The 13,858-nt window shown below is 70.7% G+C and carries 9 protein-coding genes and 1 pseudogene; 8 read left to right on the forward strand and 2 right to left on the reverse strand.

The window, feature by feature from the left end; translation table 11 throughout:
* Positions 1–38 precede the first annotated feature (38 nt).
* The 5 genes from SGFS_RS38865 to SGFS_RS38885 all read left to right on the forward strand — a co-directional run bounded on the left by SGFS_RS38865 (position 39) and on the right by SGFS_RS38885 (position 6,834).
* Entirely contained in the window at positions 39–971 is a 933-nt protein-coding gene (locus SGFS_RS38865; RefSeq protein ID WP_286256901.1) for a cyclase family protein, read from the forward strand.
* Positions 972–1,197: 226 nt separating this feature from the next.
* Positions 1,198–2,784, forward strand: coding sequence for a GMC oxidoreductase (locus SGFS_RS38870; RefSeq protein ID WP_286256902.1), 1,587 nt, complete (start codon positions 1,198–1,200; stop codon positions 2,782–2,784).
* Positions 2,781–4,199, forward strand: coding sequence for a DUF2252 domain-containing protein (locus tag SGFS_RS38875; protein WP_286256903.1), 1,419 nt, complete (start codon positions 2,781–2,783; stop codon positions 4,197–4,199). The genes SGFS_RS38870 and SGFS_RS38875 overlap by 4 nt, the downstream gene beginning before the upstream one ends.
* A gap of 13 nt (positions 4,200–4,212) precedes the next feature.
* Positions 4,213–6,030 (forward strand): glycoside hydrolase family 15 protein, encoded by a 1,818-nt coding sequence (locus SGFS_RS38880; RefSeq protein WP_286256904.1) that lies wholly within the window; start codon positions 4,213–4,215, stop codon positions 6,028–6,030.
* A 459-nt stretch (positions 6,031–6,489) separates the two neighbouring features.
* Positions 6,490–6,834: a MerR family transcriptional regulator gene (locus SGFS_RS38885; protein ID WP_286256905.1), complete on the forward strand. Its 345-nt coding sequence runs from the start codon at positions 6,490–6,492 to the stop codon at positions 6,832–6,834.
* 292 nt (positions 6,835–7,126) lie between these two features.
* Here SGFS_RS38885 and SGFS_RS38890 read toward each other — a convergent pair whose 3' ends face one another.
* Positions 7,127–8,152 (reverse strand): LacI family DNA-binding transcriptional regulator, encoded by a 1,026-nt coding sequence (locus tag SGFS_RS38890; protein WP_286256906.1) that lies wholly within the window; start codon positions 8,150–8,152, stop codon positions 7,127–7,129.
* Positions 8,153–8,364: 212 nt separating this feature from the next.
* Between SGFS_RS38890 and SGFS_RS38895 the strand changes: the two genes are divergently transcribed.
* Positions 8,365–10,548: a glycogen debranching N-terminal domain-containing protein gene (locus SGFS_RS38895; protein WP_286256907.1), complete on the forward strand. Its 2,184-nt coding sequence runs from the start codon at positions 8,365–8,367 to the stop codon at positions 10,546–10,548.
* A gap of 91 nt (positions 10,549–10,639) precedes the next feature.
* On the opposite strand, the gene SGFS_RS38900 is transcribed toward SGFS_RS38895, so the two are convergent.
* Entirely contained in the window at positions 10,640–11,617 is a 978-nt protein-coding gene (locus SGFS_RS38900; protein WP_286256908.1) for a hypothetical protein, read from the reverse strand.
* Between the two features lie 67 nt (positions 11,618–11,684).
* On the opposite strand from SGFS_RS38900, the pseudogene SGFS_RS38905 reads away from it, so the two are divergent.
* Positions 11,685–12,119 (forward strand): annotated as a pseudogene (locus SGFS_RS38905) (superoxide dismutase); the annotation flags it as partial.
* Positions 12,120–12,353: 234 nt separating this feature from the next.
* A complete protein-coding gene (locus SGFS_RS38910) occupies positions 12,354–13,847 on the forward strand; it encodes an FG-GAP repeat domain-containing protein (protein ID WP_286256909.1) in 1,494 nt (497 codons plus the stop codon).
* Positions 13,848–13,858: the final 11 nt, after the last annotated feature.

Here is a 13,858-nt window from a genome sequence, read left to right on the forward strand (position 1 = left end):
GACGTGCGAGGACCCGATACCTGCCGCAGGGTGGGGGCATGTGGTCGCCCAGCGAGCTGAGCGAGGCCGAGTTCCGGCTCCTCCACCGACATCTGCGCGCCAGGGCCCCCGGCGGCGCCTCACGCCGGGGCGCCCTGGACACGATCACCGAGGAACACGTCCTGGCAGCCGTTCGCGAGGTGCGGACGGGACGTACGGTGTCGCTCGCCGCTCCTGTGGACACCCGTACCGGCCCGGACAACGCCGATCCGGCCCAGCACCGGCTCACCGCTCCGGCCGGCGGAAAACCCGGCGAGAGCGGCCTGGAATTCGCCCGGGACCGTTTCGCCATGAACATCCACGGCGATGTGGACAGCCACCTCGACGCGCTGTGCCACGTCGTCTACGACGGAACCCTGCACGGCGGCGTACCGGCGGCGGACGTGCTGTCGCCGGACGGAGCGAGCGCCCTGTCCGTCGACCTGGCCCGCGACGGCATCGCCGGACGCGGGGTCCTCCTCGACATCCCCCGGCTGCACGGCGTCCCCTGGCTCGAACCCGGAGTGCACGTGCGGGCCGAGGACCTCGCTGCCGCCGAGGCCCGGCAGGGGGTCCGGGTCGGCCGGGGCGACATCCTCCTCGTACGGGTCGGACACCGCCGACGGCGGGAGGAGCTGGGCCCCTGGGACGTCGCCGACGCGCGTGCCGGACTCCATCCGACCGCCTTGGAGTTCCTGGCCGAACGGGAGGTGGCCGTGCTGGGCGGCGACGGGAACAACGACACGGCTCCCAGCGCGGTGCGAGGGGTCGCGTTCCCGGTGCATGTGCTCGCCGTGCACGCCATGGGACTGCATCTGCTCGACCACCTGCGGTTCGAGGACCTCACGCCGATCTGCGCACAGGAAGGCCGCTGGTCGTTCCTCTGCGTGATCGCCCCGCTCCGGCTGCCCACGGCGACCGGCTCCCCCGTCAATCCCCTCGCGATCCTGTGACGGCCGACCGGCCCCGGCCAGGCGGTCACACGGCTCTCCCTGGGCGGCCATGACCGCACCTACGGTGATCGCCAAGCTGTGCGCGACCCGCCGTGTCCCGGCGCCTCTGCTCACCCGAACAGCCCAACTCGCCGGAACCACCCCCCGGGGATACGTTGGTGGTCGAGTTGGATGGCCCCTTTTGTCACGGGCAGGACCGGAGCACGTTCCGAGGACGGTGGCCGGCATGACCGACGCGCACTACTACGACGTCATCATCATCGGCACCGGTGCGGGCGGTGGCACCATCGCCCACCGGCTGGCACCCACCGGAAAACGGATCCTCATTCTCGAACGCGGTGACTATCTGCCCCGCGAACGCGACAACTGGGATTCCACCGCGGTCTTCGTCAAGGGGAAATACCGCGCCCCGGAGTTCTGGTACGACAAAGACGGAAACCAGTTCCCGCCCGAGGTCAATTACTACGTGGGCGGCAACACCAAGTTCTACGGCGCCGCGCTCTTCCGCATGCGCCCCGAGGACTTCGGCGAACTGCGCCACCACGACGGCGTGTCCCCGGCCTGGCCACTGAGCTACGAGGAACTGGAGCCCTACTACACGCAGGCCGAACACCTCTACCTCGTCCACGGCCGGCACGGCGAGGATCCGACCGAGGGCCCCACCAGCGCCCAGTACGTCCACCCGCCGGTCCAGCACGAGCCGCGCATCCAGCAACTCAGCCACGACCTGGAGAAGCAGGGCCTGCACCCCTTCCACCTCCCCATCGGGGTGAACCTCACCCAGGACGACCGGGGCCGGGCCACCCACACCAGCGCCTGCATACGCTGCGACCGCGTCGACGGATTCCCCTGCCTGGTCGGCGCGAAGTCCGACGCGCAGGTCATCTGCGTCGACCCGGCCCTCGAACACGCCAACGTCGAGATGCTCACCCATGCGGACGTCCGGCGTCTCGACACGGACGCGACCGGCCGCAGTGTCACCGCGGTCGTCGCGACAGTGGGGGACGGGGACGCCTCAACCGTGCAGTTCAGCGCCGACATCGTGATCGTCGCCTGCGGAGCCGTCAACTCCGCCGTCCTGCTGCTGCGTTCGGCCAACGACCGGCATCCGCGGGGCCTGGCCAACAGCTCGGACGTGGTGGGCCGGCACTACATGCGGCACAACAACCTGGCCCTGATGGCCGTGTCCAGGGAACCGAACGACACCAGGTTCCAGAAGACCCTGGCGCTGCACGACTGGTACCTGGGATCCGACGACTGGGATTACCCCCTCGGCGGCATCCAGATGCTCGGCAAGTCGGACTCCGAGCAGATCCACGGAGAAGCGCCCCGCTGGGCCGGAGCCGTCGCCCCCGACATGCCGTTCGAGGTACTAGCCCACCACGCGGTCGACTTCTGGCTGTGCGGAGAGGACCTGCCCCTCGCCGACAGCCGCGTCACCCTGGACCGGGAGGGCGGCATCCACCTGGCCCTCGACGAGAAGAACAACATCGCCGGGCTGAAACGACTGCGGCACAAACTGCAGGACATGCTCGGCCACCTGGGCATGCACGAACACCGTCTCCTGCCGCACAGCATCTATCTGCACAAGGGCATGCCCATCGGCGCCACCGCGCATCAGGCGGGCACGGTCCGCTTCGGCCATGACCCCGCGAGCTCCGCCCTCGACGTCAACTGCAAGGCCCACGACCTCGACAACCTCTACGTCGTCGACACGAGCTTCTTCCCGAGCATCGGAGCGGTCAACCCGTCCCTGACCGCCATCGCCAACGCCCTGCGCGTCGGCGACCACCTCACGGAGCGACTGCAATGACCTCCAACCACCTGGCCGGCGGCGACACCAGGAACCGCACCCCGCAGGAGCGAGCCGCACTCGGAAAGGCCACCCGGTCCTCCGCGCCCCGCTCCAGCCACGCCGAGTTCGACCCCACGCCGAAGCGACCCGACCCCGTGGACATCATCGAGGGGCAGTCGGCGAAGCGGGTGCCCGAGCTCGTACCGATCCGCTACGGCCGTATGACCGAGTCGCCGTTCCGCTTCTACCGGGGAGCCGCCGCCATCATGGCCGGCGACCTCGCCGACACCCCCCGGTCCGGGATCAGGGCGCAGTTGTGCGGTGACGCTCACCTGCTGAACTTCCGGCTGCTGGCCTCGCCCGAGCGCCGCATGATGTTCGACATCAACGACTTCGACGAGACGCTGCCCGGACCGTTCGAGTGGGACGTCAAGCGGCTGTCCGCCAGTTTCGTCATCGCGGGCCGGGCGAACGGCTTCAGCGCCAAGCAGCGGGCCCGTATCGTGCGGACGACGGTGCGGTCCTACCGCGAGTGGATGCGGAGTTACGCCGGCATGGGCAATCTGCCCGTGTGGTACGCCCGGCTCGACGAGGAGTGGGTGCGGGCGCAGTTCGCCCCGGAGCTGAGCGCGAGGACCCGCGACCGCTGGTCGCGGGCGGTGGCGAAGGCACGTACCCGGGACAGCCTCCAGGCCTTCGGCAAACTCACCCACGTCGTCGACGGGAAGGTCCGCATCGCCGCGGATCCGCCCCTGATCATGCCGCTCCAGGACCTGCTTCCGGATGTCGAACGCGGCGCGCTGGAGAAGGAGATCCACCGGCTGGTCGAACGTTACGGTCAGACCCTGCAGTCGGACCGACGCTTCCTGCTGGAGCAGTACCGGGTGGCCGACGTGGCCCGAAAAGTGGTCGGGGTCGGCAGCGTGGGCACCCGCTGCTGGATCGTGCTCCTGCTCGGCCGGGACGACTCGGATCCACTGTTCCTGCAGGCCAAGGAGGCCGACGAGTCGGTGCTGGCACCCTTCGCCGGCGCCAGCGGCTACCGGACACAGGGCGAGCGCGTGGTCTCCGGCCAGCGGCTCATGCAGGCCACCAGCGACATCTTCCTCGGCTGGGAACGGGTCGACGGCATCGACGGCCGCCGACGGGACTTCTACATACGGCAACTGCGGGACTGGAAGGGCATCGCCGAACCCGAGGCGATGACGCCGGCCGGAATGCGGGCCTTCGGTGAACTGTGCGGTGCCACCCTGGCCCGCGCGCACGCGAGGTCGGGTGACCGGATCGCCATCGCCGCCTACCTGGGCAAAGGCGACGTGTTCGACCGGGCGCTGGTGACGTTCGCGGAGCTCTACGCCGACCAGAACGAGAAGGACCACCAGGCACTCGTCGACGCCGTCCGTACCGGGCGGGTGGCGGCTGCGGCAGCCTGAGAGGGAGACTGGCATGGACCGCTACCCGCCCATCGCCGACCACGGGCTCGTCGGGGACCTGCAGACAGCAGCTCTTGTGTCGTCCCGGGGCGTGATCGACTGGTTCGCGGCGCCGCGCTTCGACTCACCCAGTGTCTTCGCCGCGCTGCTCGACCACGACGGCGGCGGCTATTTCCTCCTCGCGCCCGAGCATCCCGAAGGGTCCTGGAAGCAGCTCTACTACCCGGACACGGCCGTCGTGGTGACCCGATTCATGTCACCCGACGGAGTCGGCGAGATCGTCGACCACATGCCGGTCCTACCGGGCCCGACGGCGACCGACCGGCACAGCCTGGTGCGTGTCGTACGGGCCGTGCGCGGCACCGTGCGGTTCAGCCTCGAATGCCGCCCGCGGTTCGACTACGCGCGGACCCCTCACCAACTCGACCTGACGCCCGACACGGCGACGTTCCGGGCCCCGGGAACGACCGCCTACCTTCAGGGCAGCATCCCGCTCGAACGGGACGGACAGGACGTCCGGGGCGGCATCACCCTCAACGACGGGGAGTCGGCGGCCATGGTGTTCACGGTGTGCGCGCCGGGCGGGGAGGCGCCACCGCCGCCCACCACCGAGCGGATCACCGAAGAGGTCTGGGCGAACATCGACTTCTGGCAGAAGTGGGTGCGCACCTCGCGCTACCACGGCCGCTGGACGGAGACGGTGCACCGCTCGGCCATCACCCTCAAACTCCTCACCTATGCCCCGACGGGCGCGCCGGTCGCCGCCGCCACCATGGGACTGCCCGAGCAGGTCGGCGGTGAGCGCAACTGGGACTACCGCTACACCTGGGTGCGGGACGGCTCCCTGTCGGTGCGGGCCCTGCTCGACCTCGGCTTCGTGGAGGAGGCGACACGCTTCACCCGCTGGCTCGGCGACCGCCTGGGCGCCCACGAAGGACCGGACGACGAACCCCTCCAGATCATGTACCGGGTCGACGGCGACCCCCATCTGGCCGAGGAGATCCTTGATCACTTCGAGGGCTACCGCGGTTCCTACCCGGTCCGGGCCGGCAACGCCGCCTCCGACCAGCTGCAGCTCGACATCTACGGCGAGGCCCTCTACGCCCTGGCCGAGGGCCGTGAGGTCGGCGAGCAGGCGGGCTACCACGGATGGAAGGGCCTGGCCGCGACCCTGGACTGGCTCGCCGACTCCTGGGACCGGCCCGACGAGGGCATCTGGGAGACCCGGGGAGGTCGCAAGGACTTCACCTACAGCCGGGTGATGTGCTGGGCCGCCTTCGACCGTGGTCTGAAGCTGGCGGCCGAGTTCAGCAGACCGGCCGACACCGTCCGCTGGACCCGGGCCCGGGACACCATCCTCGAACAGGTCATGGAGCGCGGCTGGAACGAGAAGGAGGAGGCCCTGGTCCAGCACTACGGCGGCGACGTCCTGGACGCCTCCCTGCTGCTCGCCCCCCGGGTCGGGTTCCTGTCACCCCGCAGCCCCGGCTGGCTCAACACCCTCGACGCCATGGAGCGCGTCCTGGTCTCCGACAGCCTCGTCTACCGCTACGACCCCGAGGCCTCCCCGGACGGACTGCGCGGCTCCGAAGGGACATTCAGCCTGTGCACGTTCCTGTACGTCGACGCCCTCGCCCGCGCGGGGCGCCTCCCGCAGGCCCGCTACACCTTCGAGAAGATGCAGACGTACGCCAACCACGTCGGCCTGTTCGCCGAGGAGATCGGCCCCAGCGGCGAGCAGCTGGGCAACTTCCCCCAGGCCTTCACCCATCTCTCCCTCATCATGGCCGCGACGACGCTGGACGACGCCCTCGACCGACTCGCGGCCTGAACGCGGCCCTGTCCGACTCCACGCACCGACTCTGAAGAAAATCTGTCACGGCCGCAGTAGACATTGGCTCATCGCAGAGTTACTGTTTCTCTTGTACTCAGGAAATCGATGAGGGCACGGCAGACACGAACTGCCGTGCATGCAGGTCAAGCAGGACACGGCCCCACGGGCCGTGGGCAGTACCCGCGGTATCCAGCAGTACCCACGAGTAACCGAAGGTAAAGGAGCAGACGCCATCAGGATCGCCCGGGCGAGTAAGAATCCGCCCGGGTACCGCAGGCCCCGGAATGGAAGGTGGTCCCCGGTCACGCATCCGCGATCCCCGCAGCCCCGCCCTCCCAGGCGGACCTGCGGACAAAGAAAGCCGGCGCAGTTCGCCGGTAGATGGTGTTGAAAGCTCGGGGCCCGGGTGCCATATGGCACCCGGGCCCCCCGACGCGTCCCCGGAAGAAGAGGTCTATGCCCCCTGCCAGTTCCCGTCCCGTCGACAATTTCGACGATGACGACTACCCCGCCTACACCATGGGCCGGGCCGCTGAGATGCTCGGCACCACCCCCGCCTTCCTCCGCGCCCTCGGCGAACACCGCCTGATCACCCCGCTGCGCTCCGAAGGCGGCCATCGCCGCTACTCCCGCTATCAGCTGCGCATCGCCGCCCGCACCCGTGAACTCGTCGACCAGGGCACCCCCATCGAGGCCGCCTGCCGCATCATCATCCTCGAAGACCAACTGGAAGAAGCCCAGCGCATCAACGAGCAACTACGCGCACAAGGCCGCGAGTCCCAGCCGGAGACCACAGCCTGAAACACCGGCCGCCGGGGGAGAGGCCCCAGGCCCGCGCCGCCCAAGCGAATGCGCCAGGGATCGTCGGGCCCGGGTCGGCTCCCAGCCGAGAGACAGCAGCGCGTCGGCACCAACGGCCCAGCGCGTACGCGGATTTCTCATGATAAATCTCCTTGTGCAGGGCCGACCTGACGAGCCGGTGGCAGAGGGGACCGCATCCCGTTGGCGCACTGTGGCTACGAACGGGATCGCGGGTGTTGGTCGAGCAGCCCTAGGGAGCCGCTCAACAGGAGAAAGAGCGTGGCGGAGCGGTTCAGCCGCTCGTGCGCACGACGAGCCGGGGCGGCAGCAGGACCGGTTCGGGCAGGATGGGCGGCGTCTTGGGAGCGGCCAGCAGTTCCTGGAGCATCCGCAGGCAGGCGGCGGCGGCCTCGTCGTACGGCTGCGCCACGCTGCTCAGTCCGACGACCGCCGCGGTCGGGGAGTCGTCGAAGCCGACCACCGCGACATCGGCCCCGGGGCGCAGTCCACGCGCGGTGATCTCGGTCCAGGCCCCGAGGGCCAGCGAGTCGCTCGCGCAGACGATCGCGGTCGGCGGGGTGGGCAGGTCGAGCATCGCCGCGGCGGCCTCGCGACCGGTGTCGAGCCCGTCGGGGACACCCATGTCGTAGCCGACGGGGACGTCGATTCCGGACACGGCGAGGAAGGAGGACCAGCCGCGGCGCCGGTCGTCGCCGACCTCTAAACCGTCCGGCCAGCCGAGGAAGGCGATCCTGCGGTGGCCGGCCTCGACGAGGTGCCGGGTCGCGGCAAGGGTCCCTTGCGCGCCGTCGACATCGACCCAGCCGTGCGGCTCGGGGGTCTCGGGTTCAGCTCCCCAGGGGCGGCCGAAGGTCACGAACGGCACCCGGCGCTCGGTGAGCCATGCCGTCCGGCGGTCGCCGGCGTGGGTGGCGTGCAGGACGAAGGCGTCGAGGTCGTGGTCGTCGAGAAGCTGTTCGTACAGGGAGCATTCGTGGTCGTCGTCGGTGGCCGTGAACACCACGATCCGGTAGCCGGCCTCCTGGGTGCGGGAGGTCAGCGACTGGAGGAAGTGGGCGAGGACGGCGCCGTTGACGCCGTCGCGCGGCGGCTCGATACGTGCGCCGATCAGTTGTGAACGCCGGGTCCGCAGCGTCCGGGATGCCTGGTTCGGGCGGTAGTTGAGTTCCTTGATGGCGGCCTGCACGCGGGCCAGGGTCTCCGGCCGCACCCGATGCGGCGCGTTGATGACGTTGGAGACCGTCTGCATCGACACGGAGGCATGCCGCGCCACGCTTTCGAGTGTTACTCGCGCCATCGCGAAGCCACCTCCACAAAGTTCACTGCGCCGCAGCGTATCGCCGTCTGCGGTGCCGCATCGTAACGCCGTCGCGCTTGGATTTGAACGTTAAATTTAGCGTTCCAATCGGTTACTGTGGCGATCGGCGCCCGGACTGTCAAGAGTCGGCGCAATCACAAACCGCCCTCCCAAACCGCCCACGAGACACGAGGGCACCGGACGGAGCTTCCATGACTTCACCCCAGCGGCAGCCGCTCCTGCACGACCTCACGGTCACCCTCGCCGCCCCGACCGTCGTGCTGTCCGAGCCGGACGGAAACCTGGACGCCGCCGCTCCCGGGGCGGGCGTGCAGGGGCTCTTCCACGCCGATGTGCGCGCGGTGAGTCTGCTGCGCGTGACACTGCGCCCTGTCGGCGCCCCGTCCGGCGAGCACGCCGGGAAGGCGCCTCCGGCGGTCGGCGGCGAGGGCGAGGGCGGGGGCGGGAGCGACGCCGAGGGCGGCTGGCTGCCTGTCGTCGCGGTCATGACCGCGACGGACGGACCCGGCCGCAGCCGTTTCGTCGGCCTGGCCCAGGCGCTCGGCGACGCCGTTCCCGACCCGACCGTCCGGGTCGACCGGCGGCGCATCCTCAACCCCGGCCTGCTCACCGAACAGCTGACCGTCCGCTCCACCGCGACGACGCCGGTGCGTCTCGCCGTCCGGGTCGAGATCGCCGGCGACCTCGCGCCGCTGGAGCACGCGAAAGCGGGCCTGGCAGCCCGGCCTCCGCTCAAGCCGACGGGCGAACTGTCGTCCGGCACCGGCCAGTTGAGCTGGGGCGACGACACGGTCACCGTCGCCGTCAGCGCCCCCGGCGCGACGCCCGACGCGGAGCACTCCACGCTGACCTGGACCCTCACCGTCGAGCCCGGCGAGCGCGTCGACCTGCACCTGGCCGTCGAGATCACGGAACCCGACGCGGTGGTCACGGCCGCCGACCCCCGGCCCACCTGGCAGCGCCCGGACGTCACCGCCGACGACCACCGCCTGCCCGCCCTCGTCGCGCAGAGTCTGGACGACCTCCAATCGCTGCGCATGGCCACCGCCGCATCACCGGGTGACACCTTCCTCGCCGCAGGTGTGCCCTGGTTCTTCACGCTCTTCGGCAGGGACAGCCTGTGGGCCGCGCGGATGCTCCTGCCACTGGGCACCGACCTCGCCCTGGGCACCCTGCGCACCCTGGCCGCCCAGCAGGGCACCCGCACCGATCCGGCGTCGGAGGAAGAGCCGGGCAAGATCCTCCACGAGGTGCGGCGCGGCGTCTTCGACGACGGCATGGGCCTTGTCCTGCCGCCGGTCTACTACGGCACGGTCGACGCGACCCCCCTGTGGATCTGCCTGCTCCACGACGCATGGCGCTGGGGCCTGCCCGCCGAAGACATCGAGCCGCTGCTGCCCGCGCTCAAGGCCGCGCTCGGCTGGATCGACACCGCCGCCCGGGCCGGAGGCGGGTTCCTCTCCTACATCGACCGCAGCGGCACCGGCCTGGCGAACCAAGGCTGGAAAGACTCCGCCGACGCCGCCCGGTTCGCCGACGGCCGCCTCGCCGAAGCACCCCTGGCTCTCTCCGAAGTACAGGGCTACGCCTACGAGGCTGCCCTCGCAGGAGCGGCACTCCTCGACGCCTTCGGACTGCCGGACGGCGAACGCTGGCGGACCTTCGCGTCCGACCTCGCCGCCCGCTTCCGCGCCCGGTTCTGGGTCTCCGACCAGCAAGGGCCCTACCCGGCCATGGCTCTTGACGGTTCGGGCCGCCCCGTCGACTCCGTCACGAGCAACATGGGCCACCTCCTGGCCACCGGCATCCTCAACGCCGACGAGACCGCCGCCGTCGCCGCACGGCTCGCCGCCCCCGACATGTCCGACGCCTACGGGCTGCGGACGATGTCGTCGAAGTCCGGCGGCTACGGCCCACTGCGCTACCACTGCGGCACCGTCTGGCCGCACGACACCGCCATCGCCGTCACCGGCCTCGCCCGCAGCGGCCACCCCGACGCCGCCGCCCGTCTCATCGAGGGCATCCTCGCCGCGGCACCGGCCTTCGACTACCGGCTGCCGGAACTCTGGGGCGGCGACGCACGCCCGGACACTCCCGCACCGGTCCCCTACCCGGCCGCCTGCCGGCCACAGGCCTGGTCGGCGGCATCAGCCATCGCCCTCATGACCGCGATGACCGGACTGGAGCCCGACGTACCCGCGGGCCGCCTCCACTTCCGGCCGACAGGTCCGCTCCCCGTCGGCGCACTCGGCATCGCCGGGTTCACCGTCGCGGGAGAACGGCTCGACATCAGCATCGACTCCGGCGGCCGGGTCGAGTCGGTGACAGCCCCTGCGGGACTGACCGTCGAGGAACACGCGGCGGTGCGGTCCTGAGGGTGCGGAGGCTGCCGGGGGAACCGCCGCAACCGCGATTCCTTCGCTGGATCGTGTCGGCCTCGACCGGTCCCAGGCCGGTGACCGCCCGTCAACCTGCCGGGTGCGGCGGTGCGGAGGGCAGCGGAGCGCGGGACCAGCGGACGGGGTTGCCGTCGGGGTCGTCGGTGAGCCAGGAGCCGTCGCCCAGGGGCTCCAGTTCGTACGGGCTGGTCACCTCGACGGCGAACCCGCCGCTGACCGTGCCCGTGCGCACGTCGACCAGGTGGTGGCGGAACCACTCCTCCTCGTCCTCGCTCTCACCGCCCAGGGTGACGACGGCCGTGTCCGGGGTCAGGTAGCCGCCGCCCCATTCCATGAAGGATTCCTCCGGGTCGTACCCGAAGGCCTCGACGGGGAGAGTGAAGAGCACGTCCCCGCTGGGGTGGCGGTGGAAGGAGACGTCCGCCTGCCCGTGGTCGACGGTCATGAACTGCTGCCCGTCCGGCGCCAGGTCGATCAGACAGCGGTCCCACCATGGCAACGTCACGAACTCCGGCTCGCCGCCGGGCACGGCCGTACCCCGGAGAATGACGGAGCCGTCCTGGCCCTCACCGATGTCGAGGTAGACACTGCCGTCGACGGGATGCACGTGGTGGCCGGCGCCGTGCCCGACCGTCTCCAGCTCCCGGCGGGCGAGGACCACCCCGCTGTCGGCGTCGTACACGACCCACTGGTCTCCGTTACCGCGTTTCGCCATCGCGTCCGGCCGGTAGACCCACACGGTTCGGCCGTCCAGGGACAGCGCACAGCCAGGCCGGTGGCCATGGCGCACGTCGGAGTGCGGCTCGAAGGCCGACGCCCACACCGGGTCACCGGCGCGCGTGAGGCAGACGACCCCGTTCAGCGTCGTGTACACGACTCGCTCCAGATCGGGCCGGACCGCCGACGCCACCACCTCGTCGCCGGCCCGAGGCTGGAACACCGCGGCGGGCTCCAGCGTTCCGAAGGCGCCGGCGTCCATCACGTAGGCGTGGATCAACCCGTCGCGGTGGCGCGTGATGACCTTCGTAGGCCGTGCAGGAATCATCCGCCGAGGTTAGTGCCGAGCGCAGGCCGACCGACGGCCGGGGCCCGGACACGCACCATCCGGCGCCCTCTCCGGGCACATCCTGCACTCCATCTACTGGCACAACATGACGGGTGACGGCGGTGGCGAGCCGCTGGACAAGGACGGCGTGGGCGAGCTGGCGGACGCCATCGCCGAGTCGTTCGGCTCCTTCGCGGGCTTCAAGGCGCAGTTGACGAAGGCGTCGGCCACCACCCAGGGTTCCGGCTGGGGCGTCCTCGCCTACGAGCCGCTCAGCGGGCGGCCGATCGTCGAGCAGGTCTACGACCACCAGGGCGACGTCGGCCAGGGCTCGACCCCGATCCTGGTCTTCGACGCCTGGGAGCACGCCTTCTACCTCCAGTACAAGAACCAGAAGGTCGGCTTCATCGACGCCATGTGGGCCGTCGTCAACTGGCAGGACGTGGCCCGGCGTTACACCGCGGCCAAGGAGCGCGGCGACAGCCTGCTGCTCGCACCGTGAGCGCAGTGACCCCGTGACCCCGTGAACCGGTGACCCCGTGGCAGCGTCCGCGTGCGGCCACCGACACGTCGCCCATGGATCCGACAGTCCGCTGGACGGCCGACTTCCCGCCGACCCGGTGGTGCCCCTCGGTGATGTCGCGGAAGTCCGCCCGTTCGTTTGCCCGGTCGCCGGTGCGCGCGACCGTCGCCCCTCCCTGGAGTCGGAACGGCGCCGAATGCGAGGGTGAGGCGCATGAAGTCTCGTACCGCCTTGCCGGCCTTCGCTGTCTGCGCCGTCTCCGTTGTGCTCGCTTCGCTCGCCGGATGCGGTGGTGGTGGCGGAACGGACCATGAAGTCCCGCCGTCCGGCGCGCCCACTGAGAGCGGGACGTCGACCGCCGGGAAGACGTCGAACGCCCCTGTACGGGAGGTTCCCGTCCCGGTGCCCGGCGCGCCCGCCGGGAGTCGGGCGCCGGCTGCCGGGAAGGGATCGAAGGGCCCTGACGACATCAACGGCGACGGGTATCGCGACTTCATGGTCTCCGTCCCCGGGGGTGAACACATGGCTGTGCTCTACGGCTCGGCGAAGGGACTCGACCCCTCGACCCGCACCGTGTACAGGCGCCGCGACCTGGGCCTGCCGGATCCGCCGAAGGGTTCGGACGCGGGCGGGGGTGCCGCGCCGGACACGGTCGCCGATCTGGACGGCGACGGCTTCCCGGACTTCGTCACGACGGCCGGGGACAAGTACGTGAAGACCCGGAGCGACGCGGACTATCGCACCGCCCCGTATGTGACCTGGGGAGGACCCGGCGGGCCCACGGCGAAGGGCGGTGCGAGCGCGGTGCGGCTGCCGGCCGGCGCATCCAGGCTGGGCCTTTCGTACGTGGTGCGCGGCGACTTCGACGGGGACGGGCACCACGACCTCGCGGGGCTCGCGCGGACCGAGTTGACCCTGGGTGACGAGACGCCCCTGGTGGTGCTGTACGGCCCGTTCACACGCTCCGGAGTGCCCGCGCGCACCGACACCGGCCTGCGGTTGCCGGAGGACGGCGAGCTCGTCGTGGACGCCCTCGACCCGTCGGGCAAGCCGCGCGCGACCTCTCTGCTGCTCCACGAATTGAACGACGGCGAGCAGTCAGGCAACATCCTCTACCCGGCCCGCCCCGGCTCCGGCCTGTCCGCGAACGGCAAGCAGCTGCGCGCCGGCAATTCCCACGCGTTCGGTGACTTCGACGGCGACGGGCTGCGCGACGTGGCCGTCGGAGACGACGGCGGCCACAACGACGAGCCCGACTCCGACACCACGTCGCCCGAGGTCGTCGGCTCGCTGGATGTGTACCCCGGCAGTGGCGGCGAGCCGGTCAAGTACCCGCTGCCCGAGGTTCCTGAAGGGGCGGGCACCGACTACGGGCCCGGCGGCTTCGTGGCCGCCGACCCGGACGGCGACGGCCGCGACGGCATCCTGGTCGCCACGTACGAGGGTGCCACCCTCATCGACGGCGACAAGCGCACCCCGGTCCAGCGCAACGTGCGGAAGGGGCCCGCGAAATGGCGGCACACCCGGCCCGCGGGAGCCGCCGACTTCGACGGCGACGGCAAGGACGAGCTGATCCTCAACTGGGCCTACGGCCAGCTGTTCGGCACGTACGGCGAGGACCCCACGCACTGGTGGATCACCGACGGCACGACGTCCCGCGACAAGGCCGCCTTCGCCGCGACGGGGCTCGTCCCACACGCCTCCTGATACTCGGTCGC

The organism is Streptomyces graminofaciens (genome assembly GCF_030294945.1).
GTDB classification, from domain to species: domain Bacteria; phylum Actinomycetota; class Actinomycetes; order Streptomycetales; family Streptomycetaceae; genus Streptomyces; species Streptomyces graminofaciens.